The 13,204-nt window shown below is 57.3% G+C and carries 13 protein-coding genes; 6 read left to right on the plus strand and 7 right to left on the minus strand.

Annotated elements, in window-relative coordinates:
• Positions 1-33: 33 nt before the first annotated feature.
• The 3 genes from AC0V6N_RS04165 to AC0V6N_RS04175 all read left to right on the plus strand — a co-directional run bounded on the left by AC0V6N_RS04165 (position 34) and on the right by AC0V6N_RS04175 (position 2,871).
• Positions 34-624: a hypothetical protein gene (locus tag AC0V6N_RS04165; protein WP_486170332.1), complete on the plus strand. Its 591-nt coding sequence runs from the start codon at positions 34-36 to the stop codon at positions 622-624.
• Positions 625-796: 172 nt separating this feature from the next.
• Entirely contained in the window at positions 797-2,254 is a 1,458-nt protein-coding gene (locus AC0V6N_RS04170; RefSeq protein WP_486172418.1) for a DEAD/DEAH box helicase, read from the plus strand.
• Positions 2,255-2,268: 14 nt separating this feature from the next.
• Complete coding sequence (locus AC0V6N_RS04175; RefSeq protein WP_486170333.1) at positions 2,269-2,871, plus strand: hypothetical protein; 603 nt, start codon at positions 2,269-2,271, stop codon at positions 2,869-2,871.
• Here the strand turns inward: AC0V6N_RS04175 and AC0V6N_RS04180 are convergent.
• The gene (locus tag AC0V6N_RS04180) at positions 2,868-3,410 is read right to left on the minus strand and encodes a DUF7282 domain-containing protein (protein ID WP_486170334.1); all 543 of its coding nucleotides are present in this window, start codon (positions 3,408-3,410) and stop codon (positions 2,868-2,870) included. The two genes, AC0V6N_RS04175 and AC0V6N_RS04180, sit on opposite strands and share 4 nt — an antisense overlap.
• A gap of 97 nt (positions 3,411-3,507) precedes the next feature.
• On the opposite strand from AC0V6N_RS04180, the gene trhA reads away from it, so the two are divergent.
• A complete protein-coding gene (gene trhA / locus AC0V6N_RS04185; protein ID WP_486170335.1) occupies positions 3,508-4,140 on the plus strand; it encodes a PAQR family membrane homeostasis protein TrhA in 633 nt (210 codons plus the stop codon).
• A gap of 3 nt (positions 4,141-4,143) precedes the next feature.
• Here the strand turns inward: trhA and AC0V6N_RS04190 are convergent, their stop codons facing one another.
• Positions 4,144-4,659: a hypothetical protein gene (locus AC0V6N_RS04190; RefSeq protein WP_486170336.1), complete on the minus strand. Its 516-nt coding sequence runs from the start codon at positions 4,657-4,659 to the stop codon at positions 4,144-4,146.
• 169 nt (positions 4,660-4,828) lie between these two features.
• Positions 4,829-7,177: an ATP-dependent helicase gene (locus AC0V6N_RS04195; protein ID WP_486170337.1), complete on the minus strand. Its 2,349-nt coding sequence runs from the start codon at positions 7,175-7,177 to the stop codon at positions 4,829-4,831.
• A gap of 301 nt (positions 7,178-7,478) precedes the next feature.
• Here AC0V6N_RS04195 and AC0V6N_RS04200 point away from each other — a divergent pair, with 301 nt between their 5' ends.
• The gene (locus tag AC0V6N_RS04200) at positions 7,479-7,856 is read left to right on the plus strand and encodes a hypothetical protein (protein ID WP_486170338.1); all 378 of its coding nucleotides are present in this window, start codon (positions 7,479-7,481) and stop codon (positions 7,854-7,856) included.
• 108 nt (positions 7,857-7,964) lie between these two features.
• On the opposite strand, the gene rsmD is transcribed toward AC0V6N_RS04200, so the two are convergent.
• The 3 genes from rsmD to AC0V6N_RS04215 are packed head-to-tail and all read right to left on the minus strand — an operon-like array spanning position 7,965 to position 10,498.
• A complete protein-coding gene (gene rsmD, locus AC0V6N_RS04205) occupies positions 7,965-8,531 on the minus strand; it encodes a 16S rRNA (guanine(966)-N(2))-methyltransferase RsmD (protein ID WP_486170339.1) in 567 nt (188 codons plus the stop codon).
• Positions 8,528-9,319 carry a pseudouridine synthase gene (locus tag AC0V6N_RS04210; protein WP_486170340.1) on the minus strand — a complete coding sequence of 264 codons (792 nt, stop codon included), beginning with the start codon at positions 9,317-9,319 and terminating at the stop codon, positions 8,528-8,530. Before AC0V6N_RS04210 ends, rsmD begins: the two co-directional genes overlap by 4 nt.
• Positions 9,320-9,337: 18 nt before the next feature.
• Complete coding sequence (locus tag AC0V6N_RS04215) at positions 9,338-10,498, minus strand: aromatic ring-hydroxylating oxygenase subunit alpha (protein WP_486170341.1); 1,161 nt, start codon at positions 10,496-10,498, stop codon at positions 9,338-9,340.
• A 73-nt stretch (positions 10,499-10,571) separates the two neighbouring features.
• Between AC0V6N_RS04215 and AC0V6N_RS04220 the strand changes: the two genes are divergently transcribed.
• A complete protein-coding gene (locus tag AC0V6N_RS04220; protein ID WP_486170342.1) occupies positions 10,572-11,897 on the plus strand; it encodes an AmpG family muropeptide MFS transporter in 1,326 nt (441 codons plus the stop codon).
• Here AC0V6N_RS04220 and AC0V6N_RS04225 read toward each other — a convergent pair.
• On the minus strand, positions 11,894-13,198 hold the full coding sequence (locus tag AC0V6N_RS04225) for a bifunctional folylpolyglutamate synthase/dihydrofolate synthase (protein WP_486170343.1): 1,305 nt from the start codon (positions 13,196-13,198) through the stop codon (positions 11,894-11,896). The two genes, AC0V6N_RS04220 and AC0V6N_RS04225, sit on opposite strands and share 4 nt — an antisense overlap.
• Between the last annotated feature and the right edge of the window lie 6 nt (positions 13,199-13,204).

A 13,204-nucleotide genomic window follows, 5' to 3' on the forward strand; every position in this document is an offset into this window, starting at 1 on the left:
TGGAGGCTTCTTTCACCGCACGCCATGCCCAGCATGTTCGCCCTTGCCGCGCCGTTAGCGTTTGTCTTGCCTATCCTTGGGGCATCGGGAGCATTGGTGCATGGAGCCGGAGAGCCGAACCATTCGGTGTCGGCAGCGCCTGACCATGATGAGCCACCAGAAGGCCCTTATTCCTCGATGGAAGGCGCAGAAGAGCGCACCGCCAACCCGCTTGATGCTTTGCATAGCGGCCAGACCTGGCGGCAATCGCGCATACAGGGGCGGGTGATCATTCGCATCACGCCCTATCGTGGTGGCAACCGCAATGAATTGCTCGCGCAGCTGCCCCAGCGTGGGCTCAACACCCGGTTTGAAGAGCGCGATATGGATCGCTGCCTTCCAGTAAGCGGTATCGCGGGTGTGCAGACAGGGACCGGCAATCGTTTGCTGCTGTTCCTGCGCGATCAACGCATCGTCAGCGTGAACCTTGAGCGGACCTGCCGAGCGCGCGATTTCTATTCAGGCTTCTACGTGGAGCGCACCGAAGACGGCCAGCTTTGCGTTGATCGCGACGCCCTGCAATCGCGCAGCGGGGCCAAGTGCGAAGTGCAAGGGATGCGTCAATTGGTCGCCGTGCGCGACTGATCAAGCTGGCCCTTTGCGCATTCTAACCGATCGTCAACGCGCGATTTCTTGACTTTTTGACCACTTTTGGCCATTCGCGCCCTCGCTGTTCGGGACTTTTTCAAGTCCAGCGCGACAGTGAACATCCGGCAAGCATTTCCTTGCCGCATTAGATCCGGACATTTTGACCCGTATGACCTTTGCCGATCTCGGCCTATCCGAAGAATTGCTGCAAGCCGTTGAGACGGCGGGCTACACCGAGCCAACCGCCATTCAGGCTGAGGCGATCCCTGCCGTGCTGATGATGAAGGACCTCATCGGTATCGCGCAAACAGGAACAGGCAAAACCGCCAGTTTCGTGTTGCCAATGATCGATGTGATGGCCTCTGGCCGCAGGCGCGCTTTGATGCCGCGTTCCTTGATCCTTGAGCCAACGCGTGAACTCGCGGCACAGGTTGCTGAGAATTTTGAGAAGTACGGCGCAAACCACGATCTGAAAATGGCGCTGCTGATAGGCGGCGTGCAGATGGGCGATCAATTGAAAGCGCTCGACGAAGGCGTGGACGTTTTGATCGCGACGCCGGGCCGATTGATGGACCTGTTTGAGCGGGGCAAAATCCTGCTTTCAGGTTGCGAACTGCTGGTGATCGACGAAGCGGATCGGATGCTCGATATGGGCTTCATCCCTGACATCGAATTCATTTGCTCCAAACTGCCCGAAACCCGCCAGACCATGCTGTTTTCGGCCACAATGCCTGCGCCGATTGAAAAACTGGCGAAGAAATTCCTCTCCAATCCCAAACGGATAGAGACCGCGCGCGCCGCAACCACGAACAAAGATATCACCGCGTTCAAGATCCCGGTTGAGCAGCGCGCGAAATTGTCGACGCTGGAATGGTTGCTCAGCAATGATCACGTCGAAACGGCGATTGTCTTCTCTAACAAGAAAACGACCGTTCGAGAGCTAAACAAGAAACTGCAAAGCCACGGCTTTAAAAGTGGCGAAATTCACGGTGATATTGATCAGAATACGCGTCAGAAGGAGCTTGAGCGGTTCAAGTCTGGCGACATCAACATTCTGGTCGCCTCCGACGTTGCGGCGCGCGGGCTTGATATCAAAGGCGTGAGCCACGTCTTCAACTATGACACGCCGTGGCACCCGGATGACTATGTTCACCGCATTGGCCGAACAGGCCGGGCAGGGGCAAAAGGTCGCGCTTTCACCTTCGTGACAAAGGCCGATGCCGAGGCAATCGACAATGTCGAAAAGCTGACGAAGAGCAAAATCCCTGTCTTTGGCAAGGATGATGTGCGCGTTGAACTGGCTGATCCAGATGCCAAATCTGACAAGCCTGAAAAACGCAGTGCCGCGCGCGATGATCAAGGCGATGAAGAGGCGCCCAAGAAATCCCGTTCACGCTCTCGCAAGCGCGATGATGTGCATGAAGAAGAGGCCCCCAATGAGGGCCGGAGCGAAGAGAAACGTGAGGTAAAGCGCGAACGCAAACCGCGCCGCGAACGCGAAACGCGCTCTGACGAAAAGCCAGAGCGTAAGTCCCGCTCACGCCGCCGTGATGAGGACGATGAACCTATCCCAGCGGGCGAATGGAACGGTCCAAAGCCAGGCTTTTTGGACGTTGGGACGAGTTAGTATAAACTGATATTATGGCCTTTTATCAGAAGCGTTTCAAAACCTCTCGAATGCTGTTCGGCATCGTGGTTTTGCTGGCGCTGCTGATTACGCCAATTGTCGGACCTTTCACATTCTACGCGCAGGCTGTTCCATATTTAGCGCCAGTTTTGCCAAAGCCCGATGGTGCGCCTCCGGATGCGCAGTCTGAGTACTATTGGAAGGGCTTCGGACTTTCGTGGCATTGGGAGCGCGAATTGCCGTCTGGCTGTGCTGTATGGACCGCCGCCGATGAGCGGTATGTGGATGTCAGGCTTTACCCGCAATCATGTGCGTCAGATGGCGGAGCGTTCCAGTTTTCAAACTTTATCCATGATGACGATGTTACCCTCAATCCGATCGGTAGCCCATCCTACCATTGCAGTGTCCACACGGCAGAGCTTACTGCTGAGCAAATTGAGCAAGTGGCGCAGTTGCTTCGAGAAGCGAAAAAAGCATCGCGTGGGGAGGCCGAGGTTCGACTAATCGACCTTTCGCAGGCTTATCTTCGGCAACCTGCTCCGAGAGACGGTGAGCATCCCTGCGGAGAGGAATATGCTGACCGTTTGAGGGCCGTTGGTAAGTGGCCAGAAGACTAAGGCACCGCGATGGCGTGAGCAATCATTTTAGTGCCTTCAAACACGGCGCGGTCTTCAACATTCACGCCGTCCTCGACGAAGACGAAGTCGAACACCCGGTCCTTATTCACATCGCTATGCATCATTACGATGTACATATCACCTGATGCAGGCGCGGGATTGAGCGTGATCGACACGTCTTTATTCGTGCCGCTTTCGATGAAGGTATAGCCTGCAACGTAGTCACCATTGGGCGCACCGCCGATAAAGGGGTGCATGACCAGCCAGCCATCGCCTTCGATATGGACCTCTGAAAAAGTGAACGTGGTGCCATCGCCGCGTCGCACGGCGCTTGCCTGACCAGCGATGCGTTGCTCGGTGTAGGTGCTGCTGGGCTCACGGATCACATCGTCGACGATGATCCAGTTCGCCTCGCCATTGCCCAATGTGACACTGGGTGCATCGTCCGGCTCGCTTTGGTCCTGTGCCGCGATGGGCGATGCCGCCAAAGTGGCTAAAGCCCCCAATGCCAAAGCCGACGCTGTGATTGCCGTTCGCATATTTTGTCTCCCGTTTGGGATAGAGTGGCACATCGAGAGGGGCAGTGAAAGAGTGCCCGATTGCCGCAGCGCGAGCAGCACGCTATGCGCGCCGGCAATGTATCCCAGCCAAACACTTTCAGAGCGCAAAGCGGATTTCGCCATCCATGCGGTAAGCCTTGCCGGATTGGTGCTGGCGAGCACTATCCTCGTCTCACTGACTGTGGTTCAAGGCGATGCTTGGTTGACCGCCGCTGTATTGGTCTATGTTGTCGCCGTGCTTGCCTCGGTCAGCATTTCCTTCGCTTACCACTTGCTGCCACGCCACGAGTTACGCTTGCCGCTGAGACGGTGGGATCACGCGGCGATTTATACGGTGATCGCAGGGACTTTCAGCCCGCTATTAATCAAATGCGGAACGTGGAGCGCCCATGCGATCCTCGCGGTGATCTGGGCGCTCGCGCTGGCAGGCGTCTTGTTCAAGCTGGTGGCAAAAGAAATCGATACGCGCTGGTCGCTTTTTTCGTATTTGGGCCTTGGCTGGTTTGCACTGATCGCATTGCCCGATTTCTGGGTGGGTTTGCCGGGTCTGTCGACCGCTTTGGTTGGCGCAGGCGGAGCTTTTTACACGATCGGCACTCTGTTCTATCGCCGCAAGCAAATGCCGTTCCGCTATCCGATCTGGCATTTCTGGGGCACGATTGGTGGCAGCTGTTTCTTCGCAAGCATTTGGATTGCGGTGGCGGGGTAGCAGCTAGTTCAGGATTTCATCTGTCCATGCATTGCCGACGCGAAAATTCCCGAAGTTCGGCCTTCCAATAAACCTGCGGCCATCTTCGTCTAATTCTCCAAGAACTTCGCCAAACGTGACGACGCTAAGTTTTGTCCCGGCGCCGTTGTGAAACTCGAACAAACATTCACCGCGTCCTGTACCTGCACAAGCTTGGATTTCTTCAAAGCCATGGGACCAAAGTGGCCATCGACGAAAATCAGATTCGGACAGGTCTTGCCATCGAACTTTATTCGGAATCCAGCCTGCTTCGATCAATTTTGGTCTGGCCAGATCATACGGCAGTTCACTTATGGCAGGAACAAAGCCATCAGTTGCCGCTTTCAGGGGCGCGTTCTCTTCAATCCTCCGCTCCAGACCCTCAAGCTTATCGGCGATCTCACCGGCCGTGTTGTTGGCTTCTTCCATATTCGCATTTGATCGTTCGGCTGCTTCCGACACTTGAGCGAGTTGTGTCGTTGTTTGCGCATCGCGTTCCATAGAGCTGTATACGTCGAAAAGACCAATGGCTGTGCCTAGCAGACCAACTATGGCGAGCAGGCCCGTAGCCAAGGGATGTGTGCCAATCCACTCTACCGCTGTGCGAAGCATAAAATCCCTCCTGAGATAGGAGAGAATAATTGGAAACGACTGCTATTCAAGACGCTATTTAGGTCTCAATCACTGTCACAAAGCTATCAATTACGCGCTTCTCGCCGGCTTCTTCAAATTGGATGGTGAGCTTGTTGCCTTCCTGATCGATCACGCAGCCTGTGCCGAATTTCTTGTGCTCCACCATCGCGCCGATGGCGATATCGGACCGGGCAGGGGCGGCGAAGCTCGCGGCGCTGCGTCCGGGTTCGGCAACGCGTTGTTGCTGGGTTTCATAACCGCTTGAAATTGCGCGCCGCCATCCGGGGCCGCGCGCTTCGGCACGGTCTGGGCGGTCGCGTGCGACATGGGCAAAGGGGTCTTCGTTTTCTGACCAATTTGCCCGCCATAGCGACGCGCCGCCGGTCATGGTCAATTCCTGCTCGATATGTTCCTCAGGCAGCTCTTCGATAAAGCGCGAGGGGATGGAACTCGTCCATTGGCCATAGATGCGCCGGTTTGCCGCGTGGAGGATCATCGCCTGCCTGCGTGCACGCGTGATCGCGACATAAGCCAACCGCCGCTCTTCTTCGAGAGAGGCCAGGCCGCCTTCATCGATTGCGCGCTGTGATGGGAACACGCCTTCTTCCCATCCGACGCAAAAGACGTGGTCGAACTCAAGCCCCTTGGCCGCGTGGATGGTCATAATCGTGACGGTGTCTTCGTCATCGCCCCGGTCATTGTCCATCACCAGAGAGACATGTTCGAGGAAGTCGCCCAGGGTCTCATAGTCCTCCATCGCGCGAGCGAGTTCGGAGAGGTTTTCTGCCCGTCCAGCGCTTTCTGGTGAGCGATCTTTGGCGAGCATATCGTTATAGCCGCTCTCATCGAGGACAAGGCGCAGCAGGTCGGCAGGCGACATCGCTTCTTCTGCCTCACGCCAGCTGAGGAATTGGCGCAGCAATCCGCCGATTGTGTTTGCGGCGCGCGCTGGCAGTTCATCGCTATCAGCCAATTGGAGCGATGCCGCTGCCAGTGGCAGGTTCACCGCGCGCGCGTGCAGGTGCATTTTTTCCAGCGTCTTTGCGCCAAGCCCGCGTTTTGGCTGGTTGTAAATCCGTTCAAAGGCGAGGTCATCCTGCGGCTGCGCAATCACGCGCAGATAGGCGAGGGCATCGCGAATTTCGGCCCGCTCATAAAAGCGAAAGCCGCCAATGATCCGGTAATTGATGCCGGTCTGGATAAAGCGATCTTCGAACTCACGCGTCTGATATTGCGCGCGTACGAGGATGGCGACCCGATCTAGCGGCGCGCCTTCACGCTCTAGCCGCTCAATTTCCTCACCAACACGACGCGCCTCCTCAGGCGCATCCCACACACCGATCACGCGGACTTTGTCGCCGCCATCAACCTCGGTCCAAAGAGTTTTCTCATGCCGTTCAGAATTGGCGCGGATCAGACCCGATGCAGCGCCAAGAATATGCGGGGTAGAGCGATAGTTCTGCTCGAGGCGGACCACATGTGCGCCGGGGAAATCTTTTTCAAACCGCAGGATATTGGCAACCTCTGCACCGCGCCATGAATAGATCGACTGATCATCATCGCCGACAACGCAGATATTTTTGCGCGTTTGAGCAAGCAGGCGCAGCCATAGATATTGGACGGCATTGGTGTCCTGATATTCGTCCACCAGTACATATTTGAACCGATTTTGATACTCGGCCAGTACGTCACTATGCGCGCGGAAGATGTTGAGGACATGCAGCATCAGATCGCCGAAATCGCAGGCATTGAGCGCCTTCATTCGATCCTGATATTGCTTGTAAATCTCCGCGCCCTGACCATTGGCATAGCTTTCCGCATCTTGTGGTTGCAGCTCAGCCGGATTTAGCCCGCGGTTCTTCCAGCCATCAATCAACCCGGCGAGCTGGCGCGCAGGCCAGCGTTTTTCGTCCAGATCATTATCGTTGATCAGTTGCTTGAGCAGTCGCAGCTGATCATCGGTGTCAATGATCGTGTAATTGCTTTGCAGGCCAGCGAGTTCCGCATGGCGGCGCAGCATCTTCGCGCAAATCGAATGGAATGTGCCGAGCCACGGCATCCCTTCGCCCGGAGCGCCCAAATGCCCTGCAACCCGTTCGCGCATTTCGCGCGCGGCTTTGTTGGTGAAGGTGACGCATAGAATTTCGCTTGGCCAAGCGCGCCGGGTCGCCACCAAATGCGCAAGGCGGGCGGTGAGCGCTGCCGTTTTGCCTGTACCAGCGCCCGCAAGCATCAGCACCGGGCCTTCCGTCGTAAGCACAGCATCACGCTGCGGCGCGTTTAGCCGCGCGGCATAGGCGGGCACGCCCGATTTTGTTGGGGCACCACCATTATTGGGAGCATCAAGCGGCGCTTCGCTGGCGGGGAGGGGCAAGTTGGAGGTCATCAGTCCAGAACAAGTAGAGAACAAACGTTGGAAAGGCAATGTCGCACATTCATATAGGCCATGCACCCTCTCAGCGCGAACCCGTCCCCATAAATAGCGTCATTTTCGATCCATCTCATTTTGGAAACGCCTCGCGATCAGGCGGTCTGGATGCGCGGCGCAGGGGCTGAGCAACGGTTCGCAAGTGCACAAAACCCTGTCATCACAATGGTGTCCGGGTCGCAGAAGACACTTCGGGGAATTCTCCGGACACATTCGCCGCGTTCGTCAACGCTTGGGATTGGTCACAAAGGAGTATCCCATGCGTAAATCCCATTTCTACCTCTTCGGCGTCGCTGCCGTCACCCTCGGTTTTGTTACCGCAGCACCAGGAGCCGCACTCACCCTACAAGAAGGCCCCAGCGAAGAGCCCGCTGCATCCGCACCATCCGGCTCTGAAATGACACCTGAGCAACAGGCTGAATTCGACAGTTGGCCGGTCGAGCAGCAAACAGCCTATGAGCTGTGGCCAGCCGAGACGAAGGCTTATTATTGGTCGCTTACCGCGGATCGTCAGATGCTGTTCTGGCGCCTAAGCGATGAAGACAAAATCGCCCTTACAGCCATGACTGGTCCAGAAAGAGACGCCGTGTGGCTGAACATCGAAGGCGGTGCAGCCGCTTCTTCTGGAGAGGGTTGAGCCAAGAGCTCAAACTTTCTCCCAATTTCTCCCGTGGCAGGGTGGTCACGCGGGAAGTACGCGCCTGATGGCTCCTTCGGGAGCTGGGTCTTCGGTCAGTCCTAAGACTTAGTCTAGCGCGTCGGTAGGGGCAGGTTCGCGAAGAAGCAGCGTGAGCCTGCCCTTGCCTATGCGACGCGTTGTTTCAACGCGCAGGCCCTTTATCTCGGGTTCCTCATTGAACGCTGTTTCCATCGCAATCCAAGTCGCATCACTCATCCAACCGAGCCGCTGCAACCGGTCAAGCGCCACTTCGCCAGCGCCTGTGTGATAGGGCGGGTCTAGCAGAATGAGGTCATAGGCTTCACGTGCAGGCCGCAAATGCATGACAGAGCCTGCCTCGATAGCCGTCCGCTCTCGAGCATCGAATGCGCTGATATTGGCGCGGATCGTATCCAGTGCGGCGCGCTCCTGCTCTACGAAAAGGCAATGCGCAGCGCCGCGAGAGAGCGCCTCCAATCCAAGCGCGCCTGAGCCTGCGAACAGATCAGCGACGCGCAAATCCTCAAAACTGCCCAGCCTGCTGGTGAGCATTGAGAACAAAGTCTCGCGCGTGCGATCTGCGGTTGGGCGCGTTGCGTCGCCTTTGGGAGCAGTGAGTTTCCGCCCGCGCCATTCACCAGCGATAATTCTCACGATTTGCGCGCCTGTTTGACTGAGCTGACGAAGCGATCAAGGTCGCCTTTGCGAATGCGGGTCGCTTGTCCACGCGGCAAATCACCGAGGTTAAACGGGCCATACCCCACGCGGATCAATCGGTTTACCTCAAGGCCTAAATACTCGAGCACCCGCCGCACTTCGCGGTTCTTGCCCTCTGTAATGGTCATCTCGATCCACTGATTGCGCGCGCCGCCCTTGGTTGTCCCGCGCTCAAGATTAGCGTCGATAGAGCCATAGCGCATCCCATCAATCTCCACGCCGTCTGCCAGCGCTTCAAGCTGTTCCTGCGTCACGTCGCCAAAAGCGCGGGCGCGATAGGTGCGCGGAATGCCGCTCGCTGGTAGCTCCATTGTGCGCTTTAGCCCGCCATCATTGGTGAGCAGCAGCAGCCCTTCGGTGTTGAGGTCAAGCCGCCCGATAGGCATCACGCGCGGCGCGTCTCTGGGCAGCGCATTCACCAGCGCATCATAGATTGTCGCACGGCCTGCAGGGTCGCTTTCGGCAGTGATCAGGCCGGTTGGTTTGTGGAAGGCATAAAGCTGAGTTGGCTCTGGCGGGCCAACAGGCTTTCCATCCACACTGACACCGCGCAAGGATGTGAGAAAGGTTGCAGGGGTTTCGACCTGTTTGCCATTCAAAGTGATGCGCCCATCGGCAATCATCCGCTCAATCTCACGCCTGCTGGCAACGCCCGCGCGGGCTAGCAGTTTGGCGATACGGTCGCCTTCGGGGCGATCTGCGGATTTGGCGGGGTTTGTGGGCATGGATGCGCGCCTAGGCCCTCAATTGGCGGCCCGCAAGTGCTCCTGCACAATCGCATCAAACCGCACGATCCCGCCTTCCAACTTGCCAAGCGTGAGATCGGTAATCGCGCCGCTCTCCAGCCCCTGCTGACCAAGCTCAGCTGCGCGGAAGTCTTCGCTGGCAAAGACCCCGCCATCCAACAAGTTCCAGCTGCGCTCCCAATGGTCGCGCGCTTTGTCTGTCTTTGGCTCTTCTGGGATCAGCATGAAATCCTCAACCAATGTCAGATTATGCGCCTGAGGCATCAACACCATGACATTCACATAGTCCGGGCTGGGCACAATCACGGTTCCGGGCAGTAGCTGATAAGCGAAGGTCACGAGTTTGCGCATGACGCTCATATCGCCAAGGTCCAACCCCTCCATCTCTTCGAGCCGCCCAACAGCGGAGCGCAAATGCGGCCCAATGCTGTCGCCTGCGGTCACGCCGTCTTTGAAAAACGGTCCAATCGTGTCGGCATGGAGGCGTGTCACATGATAGCTTTCGAGGAAGGCATCCATGATGAGCTTCCAATTGCCTTTAACCGTGTGGGTCTTGCGCCGGAAAAGATGCGCATCAAGCATTCCGAAAGCGGTGAAATCTTCGCCGACCTTGGCCGCATCGGTGAAGTCCGCCTCTGCGTTGGGTGAAAACCAGATCAACCCGCCCGCTTCCAGACTCGGCAGTTCGACAAGGCCATGTTCGCTTTTGTCCAGGCGAGGAAACGTCTCAGGCCGGGGCAGGGCGAGGAGCTTGCCATCCAGCTTGTAGGTCCAGGCGTGATAGGGGCACACAAGACGCTTGGCACATTGGACATCCTCGCCCTCAACAAGACGTGTGCCCCGGTGGCGGCAGACATTAAGGAACACATGCGCTCGGCCATCCGCATCGCGGGTGATCAGCAGGGGACGGCCTGTCTGGTCATGCGGAACCGCCATTCCGGGCTCAGGCAATAGAGCGGATGGGGCAAGCACCTGCGGCAGCCGTTCAAACAAAGCCACTTTCTCGCGCTCAAAGTGCTCTGGATCGGTGTAGCGGCTGGCAGGAACGCTCCCCACACTGTCCGCATCGCGCGCGCGTCCATCACGAATTGCCTCCGCCAAAGCAATTTGGCCGGCTGTTGCTCGCAAATGGGGTAAATCTGTAGTGCTCACGTTCATCGCGGCTTCCCTAATCCTCGTCTCCGGGGCTAGTGTGCCATAAAACTGGGATCAGCGAAAAGGGACGGGTTAAATGAGCGAAGCCGAAACAGCGCAAGAGCGCGGCTTATTGGGTTCGATCAAACCTTATCTGGAGAAGGAATCGCTCGCAGCGTTCTTCCTCGGCGTATCGTCGGGTTTTCCCTTTGCTTTACTCGCGGCAACGCTGACAACGCGATTGGCGCAGGATGGTATCGAGAAATCGACCGTTACCGCGTTTACGCTGGTCTTCCTCAGCTACAATTTCAAATGGATGTGGGCGTGGATCGTCGACTCGGTGAAGCTTCCGGTCATTGGCCGACTTGGCCTGCGCGTTTCATGGATGATTGTGGTCGGCATTTTGGTGATCGCAGCGGTGTTCAACCTCGCTTTGGCCGATCCCAAGGAGGATATCGCATGGGTCGCGGTTTCCGCCATCATGTTGGGTGCAGCCGGCGCGACCTTTGACATCATCATTGATGCCTATCGCATTGAGACGCTGAAGCCGTATCAGCTGGGTGTTGGCTCAGGCATGAGCCAATATGGCTGGCGGATCGGTGCGGCGGGTGCTGGCGCTTTGGCTCTTGTGGTTGCGGCGCGGACCGACTGGACTATGGCCTATATGGCGTGTTCAGTATTCGCGCTTCCAGCGATGCTTACGGCAGTGTTTTTGGGTGAGCCACCGCGCCATCGCCCACCGGCTGAACGCACGAGCATCACGCAAAAGGCGCGCGCAATTGCAGATCCATTCATCGAATTTCTCAGCCGTAATGGTGCTTGGCTGGTTCTGCTCTTTATCGTCGTCCACAAGATCGGCGATACGCTTGCAAACCTGACCTTGCGCCTGTTGTTCGAGGATCTTGGTTATACCAATGATGAGATCGCGATTTACGACGTGGGTGTTGGCTTTTGGGCGCTGATCATCGGCGTTTTTGTCGGCGGTATCATATACGCGAAATTGGGCTTGAAGAAGTCAGTTTTGATTGCACTAGTCCTGATGGCGATCTCAAACTTGAGCTTTGCAGGGCTGGCGGCATTGGGTCATTCCAATTTCGGCATGGCGGCCGCGATTGGGTTTGAGAACTTCGCCAGTGGCTATGGCGGTGTGGTGGTAGTCGCCTATTTCTCGGCGCTATGCGACCTGCGCTTTACCGCCTCGCAATATGCCTTGATCAGCGCGGGTGCGAGCATTGTCGGACGCCTTTTGACGGGCACGACGGCGGGCTCTCTTATCGAGGGCGTCGGCTATGTGAATTTCTACATTTTAACCACAGTGCTCGCCGTTCCCGGGATCATTTTGTTTTGGTGGATGATGCGCACAGGGCTAGTCGATGAAGCGATGGGCACAGCGGGCAAAGAACCCGCTCCAGACGAGCCCTAAACCGGCACCTCATCATTCAACTTAAGCGCTTCGCCGGCGAGGTAGAGTGAGCCCGCGATGAGGATGGGGAGGCCGTCTGAGGGGACGTTGAGCAACGCTTCCTCAAGGTCCGAAGCAGCCTTTGCCTGAGGGCTGAAGGCGGAGGCGGGATGCGCGTCGTGATTGGGCACTGGCACGATGGTTAGGCTGCGGATGCGGTCGCCAAAGGGTCCGACAAAGGAGCTGGGGTCTTTGTTGTCGAGCATCCCTAGCACGAGGTGAATTGGGCCTTCGAAGCTCTGCGCAATGGCAGCTCCTGCGCTGGCATTGTGACCACCATCAAGGATCACCTTTTGGTCTGAGGCAAACGCTGTAAGCGGACCGGGCGAAAGCGTTTGCATGCGGGCGGGCCAAGAGGCTTTCGAGGCCCCCGTGATGATAGCATCATGCGATATGCTGACCTTTGATTGCTCAGTGAGCATCGCCACAGCTAGAGCCGCGTTGCGGTGTTGATGCTGCCCCGCGAGACCCAGATGAAGCAGTGTCTCATGGTAATTCAGATCACACAGAACTGCACCAATTTGGTCTACGAAGCCGTGCTTGAATTCGGTCACCAGCCTTGAACCGGCATTGGCTGCGACTTCGGACATCGCTTGGTTCGCTTCAGGGGGATAGCAATGCTGTTCCATCGTCACCAACGGCACACCTGCCTTAGCAATCCCCGCCTTCTCAAACCCAATCCGCGCCATTGGTTCAACAGGCACGCCTTCTTCGGGAGCAAGCAGGAACTTCTCGTGATCGATGCCCAGCGCGGCGATCCCGCAGGCGGCCAGCACGTCAGGCTCCAGCACATTGGTCGCATCCAACCTGCCACCAAGGCCCACTTCCACCACGCAAGCATCGGCGGACACTCGGGCGAATTCGGTGAAGGCGGCGGCGATAGTGATTTCGAAGAAGCTGCATCCAAGCCCTTCGGCAGCATCGAAAACCTCTTCGAGCAGGTCAGCAAGCCGCGCATCCTCGATCAGCTTGCCTGCGACCCGAAACCGCTCATTATAGCGCACTAGATGCGGGGAGGTGGTGGTGTGGACGCGGTATCCTTGCGCCTCCAGCATAGCGCGCAGGAACGCGCAGGTTGAGCCTTTGCCATTGGTCCCTGCAACATGGAACACAGGCGGCAGGCGCTTATGCGGGTCGCCCAAACGGTGTAGCAGCTCGCGGATCGCATCCAGCCCCAGCGTATCGCGCTGAATGCTCATGACGCTTAACCGATCCAGCTGCGCCTGTACGCGCGGATCATCGGATTGACCCATATCCCGCATGGTATT

This window comes from Erythrobacter sp. S57(2025) (assembly GCF_057365055.1).

Bases quoted from the DNA above. Each gene is read 5' to 3' on its own strand.
- AC0V6N_RS04170 (WP_486172418.1), top strand. From the start codon at position 797: ATGACCTTTGCCGATCTCGGCCTATCCGAAGAATTGCTGCAAGCCGTT.
- AC0V6N_RS04200 (WP_486170338.1), top strand. From the start codon at position 7,479: ATGCGTAAATCCCATTTCTACCTCTTCGGCGTCGCTGCCGTCACCCTC.
- AC0V6N_RS04190 (WP_486170336.1), bottom strand. From the start codon at position 4,659: ATGGAACGCGATGCGCAAACAACGACACAACTCGCTCAAGTGTCGGAA.
- trhA (WP_486170335.1), top strand. From the start codon at position 3,508: ATGTATCCCAGCCAAACACTTTCAGAGCGCAAAGCGGATTTCGCCATC.
- AC0V6N_RS04180 (WP_486170334.1), bottom strand. From the start codon at position 3,410: ATGCGAACGGCAATCACAGCGTCGGCTTTGGCATTGGGGGCTTTAGCC.
- AC0V6N_RS04225 (WP_486170343.1), bottom strand. From the start codon at position 13,198: ATGCGGGATATGGGTCAATCCGATGATCCGCGCGTACAGGCGCAGCTG.
- AC0V6N_RS04220 (WP_486170342.1), top strand. From the start codon at position 10,572: ATGAGCGAAGCCGAAACAGCGCAAGAGCGCGGCTTATTGGGTTCGATC.
- AC0V6N_RS04215 (WP_486170341.1), bottom strand. From the start codon at position 10,498: ATGAACGTGAGCACTACAGATTTACCCCATTTGCGAGCAACAGCCGGC.
- AC0V6N_RS04195 (WP_486170337.1), bottom strand. From the start codon at position 7,177: ATGACCTCCAACTTGCCCCTCCCCGCCAGCGAAGCGCCGCTTGATGCT.
- AC0V6N_RS04165 (WP_486170332.1), top strand. From the start codon at position 34: ATGTTCGCCCTTGCCGCGCCGTTAGCGTTTGTCTTGCCTATCCTTGGG.
- AC0V6N_RS04175 (WP_486170333.1), top strand. From the start codon at position 2,269: ATGGCCTTTTATCAGAAGCGTTTCAAAACCTCTCGAATGCTGTTCGGC.
- AC0V6N_RS04210 (WP_486170340.1), bottom strand. From the start codon at position 9,319: ATGCCCACAAACCCCGCCAAATCCGCAGATCGCCCCGAAGGCGACCGT.